The sequence below is a fragment of the Pseudomonas sp. 58(2021) genome, from assembly GCF_017491585.1.
Taxonomy (GTDB): domain Bacteria; phylum Pseudomonadota; class Gammaproteobacteria; order Pseudomonadales; family Pseudomonadaceae; genus Aquipseudomonas; species Aquipseudomonas fluorescens_BT.
Genome location: NZ_JAFGYZ010000021.1, coordinates 13,387 through 28,075 on the forward strand (window position 1 = coordinate 13,387; position 14,689 = coordinate 28,075).

The following is a 14,689-nucleotide window of genomic DNA, read 5'->3' on the forward strand; positions in this document are numbered from 1 at the left end:
AATGTCGAACTTAGTGACCAATGCTGGACACGCCCATGACCATGGGCACGATGACCATCACCACGACTCGGGCGAGATGACCGTATACGGTTTCTGGCTCTACCTGATGACCGACTGCATTCTGTTTGCGTCGATCTTCGCGGTGTACGCGGTACTGGTAAACAACGTCGCCGGTGGCCCGTCGGGCCACGACATCTTCGAACTGCCATACGTGCTGGGCGAAACCGCTCTGCTGCTGTTCAGTTCGATCACCTACGGCTTCGCCATGCTGGCGTTGTACAAAGGTAAAAAGCAGCAGGTTCTGGGCTGGTTGTTCATGACCTTCCTGCTCGGCGCAGGCTTCATCGCCATGGAGATCAACGAGTTCCACCTGCTGATCTCCGAGGGCTTCGGTCCTAGCCGTTCGGGCTTCCTGTCGGCGTTCTTCACCCTGGTCGGTACCCACGGTCTGCACGTGTCTGCGGGTCTGATCTGGATGGGCATCATGATGTACCAGGTCAACAAGCACGGCCTGACGGCGACCAACAAGACCCGTCTGAGCTGCCTGAGCCTGTTCTGGCACTTCCTGGACGTGGTGTGGATCTGCGTATTCACCGTTGTTTACCTGATGGGGACCCTGTAATGGCTAATGCACACTCCCATGACAGCCATGATGCTGGCCACGGCAGCGTAAAGTCGTACGCCATCGGCTTCATCCTGTCGGTGATCCTGACCGTCATCCCGTTCGGCCTGGTGATGTTCCCGACCCTGCCGAAGTCCACCACGCTGGCAATCGTCCTGCTGTTCGCAGTCATCCAGGTGATCGTTCACCTGTATTACTTCCTGCACCTGGACCGCTCCATTGCCCAACGTAACAACGTGATTGCGTTCGTCTTTACGGCCATCGTGATCGTGCTGCTGGTCGGTCTGTCGTTGTGGATCATGTTCAGCATCCACACCTACATGATGGCGAAGTGAGGTAAACCCGATGTCGCTCAAGCACTTTATCCAAATCACCAAACCGGGGATCATTTTCGGTAACGTGCTTTCTGTGGCAGGCGGGTTCTTCCTGGCCTCGAAAGGGCATGTCGATCTGGCGGTGTTCCTGGCCGCCATGATCGGCACTTCCCTGGTCGTGGCCTCCGGTTGCGTGTTCAACAACTGCATCGACCGCGACATCGACCTGAAGATGGAACGCACCAAGAACCGGGTGCTGGTCCAGGGCCTGATCTCCCTGAAACTGGCCCTGGTCTATGCGACCGTCCTGGGTGTCGCCGGCGTTGCGTTGCTGTACAAGGTGGCCAACCCGTTGGCTGCCCTGTTCGCCGTGATCGGCTTCATCATCTACGTCGGCTTCTACAGCCTGTACCTCAAGCGCAAGTCGGTTCACGGCACGCTGGTGGGCAGTCTGTCGGGCGCCATGCCGCCAGTGATCGGTTACGTGGCCGTGACCAACAGTTTCGACATGGCCGCGCTGACCCTGCTGGTAATGTTCAGCCTGTGGCAGATGCCGCATTCCTACGCTATCGCGATCTTCCGCTTCAACGATTACCTGGCCGCATCGATTCCGGTGCTGCCAGTGAAGCGCGGGATCCAGGTAGCCAAGAAGCACATCCTGCTCTACATCCTGGCGTTCCTCGTGGCGACCCTGATGCTGACCTTCAGCGGCTACGCCGGCATGAGCTACCTCGCGGTTGCCGCGGCCATGGGCATGTACTGGCTGTACATGGCCTGGACCGGCTACAAGGCGGTGGATGACACGGTCTGGGCACGCAAGCTGTTCGTGTTCTCGATCTTCACCATCACCGCGTTGAGCGTCATGATGTCCCTGGACTTCAAGGTGCCGACCGAGCTGCTGCTGACGTACGCACCGTAAGGTTCGAACGTTGTACGAAAAACCCCGTTCATCGAGAGATGAGCGGGGTTTTTTATTGATCGTTATTTCTCGTCGAGCAAGCGCAGGAACCGTTCACGCACTTGCACGTGATCACTGTGCGCGACGTTGAAGCGCAGATAGTTGTCGGCATCCGCCGCTTTGCTCAGCAGGGTGCCCGGTGCCAGCACCAGATCATTTTCCAGACCCCGGCGGGCGAGCGTTTCGGCATGTTTGCCCTCGGGCAGACGCGTCCAGATGAACAGACCCTCCCCCGGTAGCGATGACACCGAACATCCCGCTTCGACCAGCCAGCCGGCGACCCGGCTGTTGGATTCATAAAGGCGATCTACCGTGCGCCGCGTGTGTCTGGCGTAGCTGCCATCGCTGAGCATGGTGCAGGTAATCTGCTCGGCCAGTTCGGAGGTGACGCCGCCGCAGGCCATTTTCAGCGCAATCATCCGTGCAGCGAGTGGTGCTGACAGCACCGCATAACTGACCCGGCTGTTGGCGGTCAGGGTTTTCGAGAAACCGGAAACGTAACTGACGTTGTCCAGTCCGCTCGCCGCCAGTCGCGGGGTGCGGCGCTGCTGGATATCGCAGTACAAATCGTCCTCGACCAGGTGGAAGCCATAACGATGGCTCAACTCCAGCAAACGATAGACTTGTGCCGGGGAGAAGGAGTGACCGGTCGGGTTGTGCAGGGTGCTGTTGGTCATGTACAGCACCGGTCGATGGGCGATCAGCAGTTGTTCGAAGGCTTCCAGATCCATGCCGTCGCAATCGCGGGCAATGGTAATGACCCTGGCGCCGTGCAATGCCAGATTGGCGTGCATGTTGAAGTAACAGGGATCATCGAGCAGTACCGTATCGCCGGGTTTGATCAGCAGGCGCATCAGCAGGTCAATCGCCTGCATGGTATTGGCCGTCGTGATGATCTGCTCCACCGGCGCCTCGATGCCGAAGCTCGCCAGTTTTACCCGCAATGCCTGACGCAAGGGCAGGTAGCCGCCGGCAACGCCGTATTCACCCATACGCAGGGTGGTGGCGCGCAAAGTACCGCGTACGGCCTTGAGCAGTTCTTCGGCAGGCAGCCAGGACGAGGGCAGGAAACCGCAGCCCGGGCGCAATGCGCCGTTGTCCAGCAACAAGGCGCGGCGAACGACGCTGAGAGTGTCCTGGGGCAGCAGATCAGGGCCGCGACTGCCGGGCTGCGAACTGCTCGAACGGTGCACGTAGTGCCCGGAGCCTTGACGCGACACAACCTGGCCCTTGGCCCGCAAGCGGTCAAGGGCATCGACCACCGTGGATTTGCCGACATTCATCAGCTCTGAAAGCTCACGAATCGGGGGCAATCGGGCACCGTGTGGCAGAGCGCCGCTGCTGATTGCGCGGGACAACTGATCGACGATCTGTTGCACCAGTGGTGCACCCGGCTGGAATTCGATCGCGGCGATCACGGCGCGTTGAACCTGCATTTTACTGGTCTCCCCAGCAGTAAACTTCGTTGGATTCTATACGAACTTGCTCTGACCGAAAGTGACCTGCGTCTCTACCATCGCCTGACAGACTTTCCGACGTTTGCTGGTCAGGGGCTTTCAATGAGTATTGAAACAACGGTTGCAGTCGCCAAACCGGTCATTAACGTGCGGTTGTTCGTGATCCGCATGATCACCGCTGTCTCGCTGTTCGCGGTGCTGGGCAAGGCCAATGTCTGGCTCGATACCGCCACCAACAGCATTCTGGCGCTGGGCTATCGCGCCCTGCTGCTGTTGCTGCCGCTGACCTTGCTGATTCTGGGACGGCGCTCGCTGAGCGTGACGCTGCTGTGCGCCGGTCTCGGGCTGGTGCTGCTGGCACTGACCAGTCAACAAGGTGTGGTGATGTTTGCCGCAGCGCTGTTCGCCTACGGAATCGCCATTGCCGGCTATCTGATCAAGAGTGAAGCGGCGCAGACCAAAGAAGGTGCGGCCTATAACCGGGTGGCGATGAACATGGGCAGTCTGGTGGCAGGGCTGATCCTGCTCTCGCCGCTGCTGACCCCGACGATGTTTTTCCTGGGGGCGGCCGCATTCGTGTTGCTGTGCCTGCCGATTGCCTTCGGTGCCACGTTCACCACCGCGCCAGGCGTCGCACCTGCGGTGACGCATGAGGGCAGCGGCTGGCGCAACAAGCTGCCTTGGGTGGTCGCCGGGATCATCATGGGTATCAAGTTGTTCGGGGTATTTTCGATCCTGCCGCAAGCCATCCTGCTTGAGACCGGTGAGCTGCCAGCCTGGTACGGCCTGATGCTGATCCTGAACAGTGCGGTGGTGGTGTTTGCACAGATGCCCGTGATGAAGCTGATCGAGCGCACCGGGCGCTTCAAGGTGCTGACCGTGATCGCGATCATCGCCGGTGGCTTTGCCGTGCTTTCCTCGCCCGCGCTGTTCCATGTCGAAACACTGCTCGGAGCCCTTGTCTGGGTGGCGCTGCTGTCGGTGGCCGAGTGCGCGTTCAGCTACCTCGACTACTTCTCGGTCAAGCAGAACAACATGTTCGTCAAGGAAGTCTCGCTGGGTGTCGGCGCAGGCCTCACGGTACTGGTCATGCGTGTGGTACCGGCGCCGTTCAACGCGGTATTGCTGGCGCTGATCGGAGCCGGCGGGATTCTGGCCTGGTATTGGATGGTTCGCCGCTCCAACGCCGCGTTGCACGAATGATTCACGGAATGCAGGAGGGGTTATGAGTACGACGTCTTGTCTGGTGGTGGTCGGTTACAACGGCAACCGGATCAACGATATCCAGAAACTGCGCGATCTGAGCCATCGTCTGTACAACGCGCGACTGGTGCTTCTGGTCGAGCAGATACACAAGGATGATCACCGGGTTGCCGATCACGTCTGCACCACGTCCTTTGCCGAAAAAGACTTGTCCGATGCCGTGGAACTGGTGAGCGGCTGCCTCAGTGCAGATCGCTGGAAGTTGCTCGGTGTGCTGCCGTTTTCCGATCGCGGCGTCTTGCTCGGCGCTGCACTGGCGCAGCGATTCGGATTGCCCGGCATTACCGCAGCACAGGCGCGGGCGGGACTCGATAAACAGATTTTTCGTGGCCTCGAAGCCGCCGCCGATGCTGCTCCGGCGGACTATCGCCCGGTTGCCTCGACTCGTATTGAAAACCTCGCGCAACTGCGTGAGCGGGTCGTCTCGCTGGGCGGCAAGGCGTTCATCAAACCCGCCTGTGAAGGTGCGAGCCGTGGTTGCCGGGTGATCCATCATCCGTCCGAGTGTGAGGAGGCATGGCAGGCCCTCAAACCCTATCGCGATGGCGGGATCGTTCTCGAAGAGCTGATCGAGGGCGCACGTGAATACAGCTGGGACAACGTCGCCGGGAGCACCTGGATCACCGAGAAAACGACCACCGAAGGTGCTTATCGTGCCGAGATCCAGCAAGTGGTACCCGCGCCGCTGGCGAATCAGTTGCACACGCGCCTGATCGCTGCCGGAAAGCACATGGCGGATCTGGTGTCGACCGACAACGGTGCCTGGCACAACGAGGTGTTCCTGCGTCGCGATGGTTTCAGTTCGGCGGTGGAAACCAACATGCGCCCCGGCGGCATGCACATCTGGGATCTGGCGCGTCATGCCTTCAGTGATTTCGATCCGTGGGAGCGTTGGGTGCGCTGGGCCGTCGAAGGGCAGGTTGCCCCTCATGCGCCAGTGGCCCGTGGTCATTGCGCAATCCGCCTGTTGCGCGCGCCGCGCGACGGCATCCTGCGCTCGATGCCGGATATCCATGCGCTGGCCCGCAGCCTCGGGATCGAGCTGATCGAGGCGGTGTATGCCCGCAAGGTCGGCGACTCTGTGACGGCGCAGGTGAAGGACAACACTGCCTTCATCGGTCACATCATTTTGTTCAACAGTGACTACACACAACTCAGTGACGACTTGCAGCGACTGGCCGAAGCCGTCGAGGTGCAGGTTGAGGTCACGGCGCTGGCAATGGCGGGTTGAAACGCATTTTTCGTAGTAATGAGTCAGAGGGTGACGCTGTGGAGAAAGAGACGTGTGATGAGCGCTTCATCAGACTGGCCCGGGAATTGGGCTATGACATCTATGGTGAAAACGCTGCCGGAGGCCATTACGTACCGCTCGTGCGTCATCAGGATGAGCTGTATGTAAGCGGTATGGTGCCGCGCATGAATGGCAAGATTCAGTATCCCGGGCGTGTCGGCGTTGAACTGGATATGAGCCAGGCCCAGGCGGCAGCGAGTATCAGTGCCATGCGTTGCCTGGCCCTGATCGTTGATGCGATTGGCTCACTGGACAAAATCAAGTCGCTGGTGAAAGTGACGGTCTACGTCAAGTCCACGGCGGACTTCGTCGACCTGAGCGAAGTTGCCAATGGCGCCTCCGATGTCTTCAGTCATGTACTCGGCGATTCAGGTAAACATACACGGACAACCGTGGGTGTTTATCAACTTCCAAAGAATGCGGCGATTGAAGTGGACATGATCGTAGCATTGCGTCCAACCGCGTTATAAGTTGTGCCGTCGCAACTTTACAGTGGCGTTGCTCTGAACTAATGTGGCGCGACTTTTAGGGATGGAAGGCTGGAGTTGATGAACGATATCCGTGGCGATTTTTTTTCTTACAAAGACTTTAGAAGAAGTCTTCATCATCAAACGCTCAGTCCGAAAGTCTGGACCCGCACGCAACTGACGAACGAGCGCCAGGCCCTGGCGAGTGAGGATGTGGATATCGTGGCGCTCACATCGGCAGCGGATACGGCTGGCTGCGAGGTGGCACCCGGCATGGCCATGGCGATGCAATGGCTGAACCCTGGCGTCCAGTTGAAGGGGCATGCCCATGCCTGGTGGCACCTGTTCATCATTCAGTCCGGCCGCGGTTACCTGACCCTCGGCGATGCCGCGCCAGTGGCCGTTGGACCGGGCGATGTGTTGCTGGTGCCGGCCTGGAACACCCACGGCTTCGACAATGTCGAGGGGGAGGAACCCCTGGCGATGCTGAATCTGAGCAACATGCCGCAGATGGCATTGTTGTCCAACTTTGCCGACAGTCACGGGCTGATCACCACCCCGGCCTGATATCGGATTGCAACTGCGAGGGAGCCAATGGCTCCCTTTTTTTTGTCTGGAGTTTGAGCCTTTGCGCGCGTTTTCTGTATCGATGCAAACAAGGCATTTCTGTATCTATTCAGCCTCCTGGCAACTAATTAGGATTGGTTGCAAGACGTTCGATATTAACGAAGCGCCCGCTTTTAGTGGTGCGATCGAGCGCGTTTATATAGGGGAGCGCATGCGTGAATAGTTCAAGATTGAAGTTATATGTCGGTGCGGATTTCGTCAGCGCGTTTGCGATGTCGGCCTTTGTCGGGCTCAAGGAAAAACAACTTTCCTTTGAACTTGTGAGTGTTGATCTGAAGTCGGGAGAGAACTACCAGTCGGCTTACCGAGATCTTTCGCTGACCTGCAAGATTCCCACACTGGTTCATGAAAACTTCGCCCTGTCGGAATCGTCCGCCATCGTCGAATACCTCGACGAGATCGCCCCCGGCCATCCGAAGCTGCTGCCACAGAACATCCACCATCGTGCCCGGGCCCGACAGCTGCAAGCCTGGCTGCGCAGTGATTTGCTGGTCATCCGCAAGGAGCGTCCGGCAGACCTCATCTACTTCGGACCGCGTGATACGCCATTGTCCCCCGACGCCCGGAGCGCTGTGCAACGCCTCTTGTTCGTTGCCCAGACTTTGCTGAAGACAGGGAGCGAGTACCTGTTTGACGAATGGTGCATCGCTGATATCGACCTGGCGATCATGCTCAACCGGCTGCTGGCCAATGGTGATCCGTTGCCCGAGCGGCTTGCCGAATACGTACGCCGCCAATGGCAGCGTGACAGCGTGCAAGCGTGGCTGGATCAGCCGCGCGTCGCGCCGCTGCAAGCCTGATCATCGCGCCCAGGAGTATCGCCATGCAGGGATTCGAACAAGGACCGTCGCAATTTGAACGCTACAAACCCTACAACTCACGCAGCATTCGCGACACGTCGTACTGGCAAAGACTGACGCCGGCGTTGCAGGAAGCCATGGACGTGGTGGCGCGGGTCATGCCGTTTCGCACCAACGACTATGTGCTGGGCACGCTGATCGATTGGGACAACATTCCCGACGACCCGATCTTTCGCATGACCTTTCCGCATCGAGACATGCTGCTGGCTCACGAATACGACACGTTGAAACGGTTGATCGAGCAGGATGATTCCATCGCGATCAAGCGCTGCATCGAAGGGATCTGGCGGCGAATGAATCCGCATCCTGCGGGACAGCTGACACACAATGGCGCCAGCCTCGACGGAAAAATCCTGCCGGGCATTCAGCACAAGTACCGCGAGACGGTTCTGTTTTTCCCCGGCGCCGGTCAGACGTGTCACGCCTACTGCACGTTCTGTTTCCGCTGGGCGCAGTTCATCGGTGAAGAAGAACTCAAGTTCAACGCCCGGGAATCCCAGGAGCTGGTGAATTATCTGACGCTGCACACCGAGGTCACCGATGTGCTGATCACGGGTGGCGATCCGATGATCATGAATACCCGCTCACTGGCGTCCTACATCGAACCGCTGCTGGAACTGGCGCATCTGAAGAGCATCCGCATCGGCACCAAATCGGTGGCGTACTGGCCGCAGCGGTTCGTCAGCGACAAGGACGCGCCGCAGTTGCTGGCACTGTTCGAGCGGATTGTGGCCGCCGGCAAGAACCTGTCGATCATGGGGCACTACAACCATCCGGCGGAAATCCGTCAGGACATCGCCCGACAGGCTGTGGCGAATATTCGTGCAAGCGGCGCAACCCTGCGCATGCAGGCTCCAGTGATCCGCCATATCAATGAAGCGCCGGCGGACTGGGCGGCACTGTGGACGGAGGGCGTGCGGTTGGGGGCGATTCCCTACTACATGTTCGTCGAACGCGATACCGGGCCGAGCCACTACTTCGCAATGCCGCTGGCCCGGGCGTTCGAGATCTTTCAGGCAGCCTATCGCACGGTCTCGGGTCTGGCGCGCACTGTGCGTGGGCCATCGATGAGCACGTTTTACGGCAAGGTTCTGATCAACGGAATCGAAACCGTCGCCGGGGAAAAGGTCTTCGTGTTGCAGTTTCTCCAGGCCCGCAACCCGCAGTGGGTGCTGCGCACGTTTTATGCCGCATTCGATCCCCACGCCACGTGGTTTGACGAGCTGAGACCGGCGTTCGGCGAGCGGAGTTTTTTCTTTCAGACCGAAGCGGCGATCACGCCTGAATTGATACCGGTGCTGCTGCAAACCGCTTAGGACGATTGATTGTCAAAGGGAGAAGAAGGGACATGAGCGCAATTCCATTTGATCAGCGCGAAGGCGTGATCTGGCTTGACGGCGAGTTCGTCGAGTGGTCGCAGGCACGGTTGCATGTGCTCAGTCACGGGCTGCATTACGCCAGCACCGTGTATGAAGGCGAGAGAGTCTATGGGGGAAAAGTATTCAAGCTGCGTGAGCACACAGAGCGTTTGTATCGCTCGGCGCAATGGATGGATTTCACGATTCCCTTTACGCCGCAGGCGCTGGAAGACGCCAGTCATGAGTTGCTGCGGCGCAACTCGGTCATCGACGGCTATCTGCGTCCGGTGGCGTGGCGCGGCAGCGAGATGATTTCCACTTCCGCACGTTTCAACCGGGTCCATGTGGCGATTGCCTGCTGGCAATGGCCGAGCTATTTCGATCCGGCGGCACGCATGGCTGGCATCCGTTTGAAGACTGCACTGTGGCGTCGGCCGCCACCGGACACCAGCCCGTTCCAGGCCAAGGCGTCCGGGCACTATCAGATCGCGACATTGAGCAAGCACGATGCAGAGAACAGCGGTTATCACGATGCACTGATGCTTGACTGGCGTGGGCATGTTGCGGAGGCGACCAGCGCCAACGTGTTCTTCGTCAAAGGCCGGACGCTGCACACGCCAACGGCCGATTGTTTCCTCAATGGCATCACTCGCCAGACCGTGATCGAACTGGCGCGGGCATTGGACTATCAGGTCATCGAACGAACGATCGTGCCCTCGGAGCTGGGCGAGTTCGATGAGTGTTTTCTCACCGGCACCGCCGCTGAAATTACCCCCGTGCAAAGCATCGACCAACAACGCTTCGAACCTGGCGCCGCATGCCGCGAACTGATTGCGGCCTACACCTCAACCGTTAACGCCTGAACCGGAAAAGGACTGCCACCATGTCAGACCAAGGATTCGCTGTGCCCGCCCCTCAAGCTTCGCTGGACCTTCGTCAAGAAGAGTTGGCCATACGCGGCTGGACGGTGCTCACCCCCAACGAATTTGCGCACGATGTCGAGGGCGTTTTGCAGGCGTTCGGCCCGATCATTCCGCAGTTCAACGGGCAAACGGCGTTCGCCATCACCCGCAAGCCGGGTTATGAGGATCTGCCTTATTCGCAAAGCATGAATGGCATCGGCCCGCACACCGAGGCTCCGGTCTATGGTCCGCCGCCGCGCTACCTCGCGCTGCATTGTCTGCGCCAGGCCACTTGTGGTGGCGGGCATACGGGGCTGGTGGATGGCCTCGAGTTTCTCCAATCACTGGAGCAGGACGATCCAGAGTTGCGCGAGTGGATTCACGATACTCCGGTGGAGTTTGTCGCCACCGCCAAGCCCGGTGAGCCAGGGCAGCGCCGTGTGCTGGAGTACATCCTCACGCCGGCCGAGAAGGGCGACGTCTTTCGTTTCAGCTACAACCAGTTTCATTACGGCGATGTGAACCCTTCGAAACAAGCGCTGGAGCAATCACAGGTCGCCAACAGCGATAGCCCGCTGGCCCGTTTTGCCCGTTTGGGCGAGGCGTACTTTCTTGAACACAACACCCCGGTGCTTATCCCTGACGGGCACATGCTGATCTGGGACAACTGGCGAATGATCCATGCTCGCAGCCGCTACAGCGATCCGGCGCGACACCTTGTTCGCTACTGGCTGGGTTGAGTTTTGCGACTTTCTTAATTTCATTGACGTACCTGGCAACAGGTACGCGTCCTACAGGTATCGCGTCATGGAAACTGCAATCGAGATCGTCTCTGTCGATCATCAACTGGTGATCCGTCTGAATCAGGCCTGGAGCAAACGGGCTACGGTGTGTTCGCCGGCAAAGGCGGATGTCAGCGAGGCGTTCGACCCGACCCGTGCTGATTACCCCGAGCGGCTGGTGCCGTTCTTCCATCACCCGGCGTTTCAGGCGCTCAGTGAAGAACTCAAGAGCAGCGTGCTCACCTGGGGGTGGATTGGCTATAACCTGCGCACCGTCACTGCCGAAGAACTGGTGGTAAACCCGGCATTGAGCGTCATTGCCAACCAGTACCTCGGTCCGGACGACTGGCATTTTCGCGAGGCCATGCAGCAGGCACTGATAGACGAGCACTACCACACGCTGATGCACCTGCGCGCTGTGGAGCGTACCCGCGCCGAACGCAAACTGGGGGCGATGCTTGACCTGCCTCCGTCGGTCACGTATCTGCGGCTGAAGGCCTTGCAACAGGAACTGAGTGAGCCCTGGCAGCAGGACATGGCTGCAATCACGTTTGCTGTCGTGGCAGAAATCAGCGTCAACGCCTTCCTCGACCTGCTGGCGGATGACCAAAGCATCCAACCTCAGAATCGACTCGTCGCCGAACTGCACAATCGGGATGAATATGCCCACAGCAAGGTGCTGGCCGAAGTGGCCAAGGTCATGTACGCCAACATGCAGCCGGAACAGCGAGCGTTTTTCACCCGCACCCTGTCCCAGGCATTGAGCGCATTCGTGGCCCAGGACTACTCGATGTGGGAGGCGATTCTGAGCCAGCTCGGTGTTGAGCAAGCCAGGCAGATCATCGACGAAACCCGTGAAAGCAACCGCAACGCCACCATCATGCGCGACTACAGCGGATTGCATCGTCTGGCCGAAGATCTGGGAATCGGCGCGCAGATCGATTTTGATTTCCGCCCGACGCTCAAATCCGAAGCGGCAGCCTGAATCGGGAGGTGAACATGTCTGTTCCTGAGTACGAAGTTTTTGCCATCCGTGTCGGGGCCAATGCACAACGCACAGCCCGCGAGAGCTTTCTTTACGACGCCTGCTGCGGTGACCCGAATGCGCCAATGCCGCTGGACTATTACTTCTGGGTCATTCGCAATGCCGAGCACGTGGTCGTGGTCGATACCTGCTTCCAGCCTGCCACGGCGGAACGGCGTGATCGTCAGATGTATCGCCGGCCAGAAAACTCCCTGCGGCAACTGGATATCGATCCTGCGCAAGTCAAACAATTGATCCTGACGCATCTGCATTGGGATCATGCCGGCAACATCGGTTTGTTTGCCAATGCCAAGGTGCATTTGCAGGAAGCTGAACTGCGTTTCTGCACCGGGCCGAAAATGACCCATCGCACCCTCAACAAAACCTACGAGGTCGAGGACGTCATGTCGGCCCTGCCGCCATTGTTCGAAGGGCGCTTGCGTTTGCACAGCGGCAGTGTCGAAGTGTTGCCGGGCATCACCCTGCATCCGGTCGGCGGTCACACACCCGGCAGCCAGGTGGTGCGGGTGTTCACCGAGCGCGGCTGGATCGTACTGGCCTCCGACGCCGCCCACCTGTGGGCCAACATCCGCCAGCGCAGTCCGTTTCCGATCCTCGATGATCTGGCGCGCACGCTTGAGGCGTTCGATCGGATCGATGAATTGGCGGACGGTGAAGACCATGTCATTCCCGGTCACGATCCATTGATCGCCGAGCGTTTCGTTCACTGGAACGGTGATCCGCACATCATTTGTCTGCACCTGCCGCCGTTGTCTGCTGGCTAGTACTGGTTCTCCAGCAGTCGTCCAAGGGTTTTCACCGCGTCCTCGATACGCGGTGAAAACGGCGCGCCGCAACCGATACGCACACAGTGACCGAAGCGCTTGGCGTTGGAAAAGATGTCACCTGGCGTGATCTGGATACCAAGTTTCAACGCGTCGTGAAACAACCTCATTGCCGACAACTCCCGCGGCAGTTCCACCCACAGCAACGTGCCGCCCTGAGGTGACGTGACCCGAGTACCGGCGGGGAAATGACGCAGGATCGCGCTGCTCATTTGCTGGCGTTGCCCGGTGAGTGTCTTGCGCAAACGACGCAGATAACGTTCGTAGGAGGGCGTTTTCATCAAGGCGCTGACCGCCAGTTGAGACAATGCCTCGCAACCACGCGACTGCGTATGTTTGAGCATCTCTACACGTTCATGCCAGCGCCCGGCGCTTATCCAGCCCAGGCGAATGCCCGGTGCCAGGGTTTTGTTCAGTGAGGCGCAATAAATCAGGTTGTCGTTACGATCCCAGTGCTTGAGGGTCGACAGCGGTTGCTCGGTATCCACCAGATCGCCATAGGTGTCGTCTTCGATCAGTACGGTGCCGTGTTTATCGCACAACTCGACCAGCCGCGCCTTGTGGGCGTCGGGCATGATGCTGCCCAACGGATTCTGCAGGTTGGGGATGACGATCAGCGCGCGGATCGGTTTTGCTCCTGCGAGCAATTGTTCGAGGACGTCGAGGTTCAGGCCGGTGTCGCTGGTTGTCGGCACTTCGAGCACCCGCAGATTGAGGCTCTCAAGGATTTGCAGCAGGCCATAGAAGGTCGGAGATTCCACTGCCACGATATCGCCGGGTTGAGTGACTGCGCGCAACGCAAGATTGATCGCCTCGGTTGCACCGTTGGTGATGACGATGCGCTCGGCCGGCAGATTGGCCTTGCTGGCCAAGGCGCGGCGCGCCAGGACCTGACGCAGCAGCGTGTTGCCACAGGCAGAACCCGGAGCACCGAGCAGGTGTTGATCCAGGCGCAGGGACTTGGTCATGTGGGCCTGCAGGATCTTCAGTGGATACAGTTCGGGCGCGCAGTAGGCACTGGCGAAATTGACTTTGATCGACAGACCCTGGCTGGCCTTGAGCACCGACGACACCTGTTCATGAATGCCGACGTACACGTCGGTGCTCACAGGTGACGGGGCTGCAATGGCTGGCGATTTGGGCAATTTGTCGGGCTGACGGATGAAGTTGCCCGAACGTGGACGGGCTTCCAGCACGCCCTGGTGTTCCAGTTCTCGGCACACCTGCACTGCCGTGGAGAGGCTGACGGCATGTTTTTCCATCATCAGTCGGATCGAGGGCAACCGTTCGCCTGCCTTGAGGGTGCCGCTGCGAATGGCATCGAGATAGTGATTGGCGAGTTGCCGATAGAGGGGTGGGGTATTCATGAGAGCCTCAGCAAACGCACCACTCGTCGTTGGCTGGAAAGTGATTCGATGCTCCCTGCAGGCGGATCCGTGGTGCTCAAGGGTTGGGAAAAATGGAGGTGTCCGGGGTAAAAGGCATCGGGTGGGCTGTCGCGGCCGTCCGGCGCCTGTGACTTTCAGGGACCGGCATTGAGTGCCGCAGATACTGGCACTTTGCAAATGGTCTGGTGGAGGGGGGCCTGGCAGGGCTTGAGAGATGCAATCGACGGGGTGGGTGCAACCGCCGAAAGTATCGGGTTGTACTTATGTTTGTTTTGAATCGAAACAGTGCAACCGAAGGCAGTTTCTTTTTGCCTGGCCAGGGAAAATAAACGCGACTAATAAGTCATTATGGGTCTGAGTGTTGTTGCACGTCCTTTGTAACAACAAGGTGACTTTGTCTAACTTTGCGCACTAAAAGAGTGCGTGTTTTTTCATTCAGAGATAGATGACAAAATTATTAAAAGATATTGCCCAGTATTGTTTTTTACGATAGCGTGTCCGTCAAGCAGGAAGCTTGCACAGTGAAGGATC

At 58.8% G+C, this 14,689-nt stretch carries 15 protein-coding genes; 13 read left to right on the forward strand and 2 right to left on the reverse strand.

The features are described from left to right. Position 1: 1 nt before the first annotated feature. Genes J5M72_RS22150 through cyoE form a run of 3 tightly spaced genes read left to right on the forward strand, consistent with a single transcriptional unit; the run spans position 2 to position 1,855 of the window. Positions 2-622, forward strand: coding sequence for a cytochrome o ubiquinol oxidase subunit III (locus J5M72_RS22150; protein WP_207867103.1), 621 nt, complete (start codon positions 2-4; stop codon positions 620-622). After that, complete coding sequence (cyoD, locus tag J5M72_RS22155) at positions 622-957, forward strand: cytochrome o ubiquinol oxidase subunit IV (RefSeq protein ID WP_007956718.1); 336 nt, start codon at positions 622-624, stop codon at positions 955-957. Before J5M72_RS22150 ends, cyoD begins: the two co-directional genes overlap by 1 nt. 10 nt (positions 958-967) lie before the next feature. Further along, positions 968-1,855, forward strand: coding sequence for a heme o synthase (gene cyoE / locus J5M72_RS22160; protein WP_085668163.1), 888 nt, complete (start codon positions 968-970; stop codon positions 1,853-1,855). 62 nt (positions 1,856-1,917) lie between these two features. Here the strand turns inward: cyoE and J5M72_RS22165 are convergent, their stop codons facing one another. Further along, positions 1,918-3,330, reverse strand: a complete 1,413-nt coding sequence (locus tag J5M72_RS22165) for a PLP-dependent aminotransferase family protein (RefSeq protein WP_169431834.1) — start codon at positions 3,328-3,330, stop codon at positions 1,918-1,920. Positions 3,331-3,453: 123 nt separating this feature from the next. Here J5M72_RS22165 and J5M72_RS22170 point away from each other — a divergent pair, with 123 nt between their 5' ends. The 10 genes from J5M72_RS22170 (at position 3,454) to J5M72_RS22215 (ending at position 12,710) form a co-directional block, all read left to right on the forward strand. Next, positions 3,454-4,554 carry a hypothetical protein gene (locus tag J5M72_RS22170; RefSeq protein ID WP_207867104.1) on the forward strand — a complete coding sequence of 367 codons (1,101 nt, stop codon included), beginning with the start codon at positions 3,454-3,456 and terminating at the stop codon, positions 4,552-4,554. Positions 4,555-4,576: 22 nt separating this feature from the next. Next, positions 4,577-5,845, forward strand: a complete 1,269-nt coding sequence (locus J5M72_RS22175; RefSeq protein WP_207867105.1) for a biotin carboxylase — start codon at positions 4,577-4,579, stop codon at positions 5,843-5,845. Positions 5,846-5,883: 38 nt separating this feature from the next. Then, positions 5,884-6,375 (forward strand): RidA family protein, encoded by a 492-nt coding sequence (locus J5M72_RS22180; protein WP_169431831.1) that lies wholly within the window; start codon positions 5,884-5,886, stop codon positions 6,373-6,375. A gap of 78 nt (positions 6,376-6,453) precedes the next feature. Continuing rightward, a complete protein-coding gene (locus tag J5M72_RS22185) occupies positions 6,454-6,939 on the forward strand; it encodes a cupin domain-containing protein (protein WP_169431830.1) in 486 nt (161 codons plus the stop codon). A gap of 215 nt (positions 6,940-7,154) precedes the next feature. Next, positions 7,155-7,799, forward strand: a complete 645-nt coding sequence (gene yfcF / locus J5M72_RS22190) for a glutathione transferase (protein WP_169431829.1) — start codon at positions 7,155-7,157, stop codon at positions 7,797-7,799. A 23-nt stretch (positions 7,800-7,822) separates the two neighbouring features. Then, positions 7,823-9,175 (forward strand): lysine 2,3-aminomutase, encoded by a 1,353-nt coding sequence (locus J5M72_RS22195; protein WP_207867106.1) that lies wholly within the window; start codon positions 7,823-7,825, stop codon positions 9,173-9,175. 32 nt (positions 9,176-9,207) lie between these two features. Beyond that, a complete protein-coding gene (locus J5M72_RS22200) occupies positions 9,208-10,080 on the forward strand; it encodes a branched-chain amino acid aminotransferase (RefSeq protein WP_169431827.1) in 873 nt (290 codons plus the stop codon). 20 nt (positions 10,081-10,100) lie between these two features. Continuing rightward, complete coding sequence (locus J5M72_RS22205; RefSeq protein WP_169431826.1) at positions 10,101-10,859, forward strand: TauD/TfdA family dioxygenase; 759 nt, start codon at positions 10,101-10,103, stop codon at positions 10,857-10,859. A gap of 67 nt (positions 10,860-10,926) precedes the next feature. Beyond that, positions 10,927-11,886, forward strand: a complete 960-nt coding sequence (locus J5M72_RS22210) for a diiron oxygenase (protein ID WP_207867107.1) — start codon at positions 10,927-10,929, stop codon at positions 11,884-11,886. A gap of 14 nt (positions 11,887-11,900) precedes the next feature. Continuing rightward, positions 11,901-12,710 (forward strand): N-acyl homoserine lactonase family protein, encoded by an 810-nt coding sequence (locus tag J5M72_RS22215; protein WP_207867108.1) that lies wholly within the window; start codon positions 11,901-11,903, stop codon positions 12,708-12,710. Here the strand turns inward: J5M72_RS22215 and J5M72_RS22220 are convergent. Beyond that, positions 12,707-14,137, reverse strand: coding sequence for a PLP-dependent aminotransferase family protein (locus J5M72_RS22220; RefSeq protein ID WP_169431823.1), 1,431 nt, complete (start codon positions 14,135-14,137; stop codon positions 12,707-12,709). The two genes, J5M72_RS22215 and J5M72_RS22220, sit on opposite strands and share 4 nt — an antisense overlap. Between the last annotated feature and the right edge of the window lie 552 nt (positions 14,138-14,689).

Coding starts and splice junctions, on each gene's coding strand:
- J5M72_RS22150 (WP_207867103.1), top strand. CDS start 2: ATGTCGAACTTAGTGACCAATGCTGGACACGCCCATGACCATGGGCAC.
- cyoD (WP_007956718.1), top strand. CDS start 622: ATGGCTAATGCACACTCCCATGACAGCCATGATGCTGGCCACGGCAGC.
- cyoE (WP_085668163.1), top strand. CDS start 968: ATGTCGCTCAAGCACTTTATCCAAATCACCAAACCGGGGATCATTTTC.
- J5M72_RS22165 (WP_169431834.1), bottom strand. CDS start 3,330: ATGCAGGTTCAACGCGCCGTGATCGCCGCGATCGAATTCCAGCCGGGT.
- J5M72_RS22170 (WP_207867104.1), top strand. CDS start 3,454: ATGAGTATTGAAACAACGGTTGCAGTCGCCAAACCGGTCATTAACGTG.
- J5M72_RS22175 (WP_207867105.1), top strand. CDS start 4,577: ATGAGTACGACGTCTTGTCTGGTGGTGGTCGGTTACAACGGCAACCGG.
- J5M72_RS22185 (WP_169431830.1), top strand. CDS start 6,454: ATGAACGATATCCGTGGCGATTTTTTTTCTTACAAAGACTTTAGAAGA.
- J5M72_RS22195 (WP_207867106.1), top strand. CDS start 7,823: ATGCAGGGATTCGAACAAGGACCGTCGCAATTTGAACGCTACAAACCC.
- J5M72_RS22200 (WP_169431827.1), top strand. CDS start 9,208: ATGAGCGCAATTCCATTTGATCAGCGCGAAGGCGTGATCTGGCTTGAC.
- J5M72_RS22205 (WP_169431826.1), top strand. CDS start 10,101: ATGTCAGACCAAGGATTCGCTGTGCCCGCCCCTCAAGCTTCGCTGGAC.
- J5M72_RS22210 (WP_207867107.1), top strand. CDS start 10,927: ATGGAAACTGCAATCGAGATCGTCTCTGTCGATCATCAACTGGTGATC.
- J5M72_RS22215 (WP_207867108.1), top strand. CDS start 11,901: ATGTCTGTTCCTGAGTACGAAGTTTTTGCCATCCGTGTCGGGGCCAAT.
- J5M72_RS22220 (WP_169431823.1), bottom strand. CDS start 14,137: ATGAATACCCCACCCCTCTATCGGCAACTCGCCAATCACTATCTCGAT.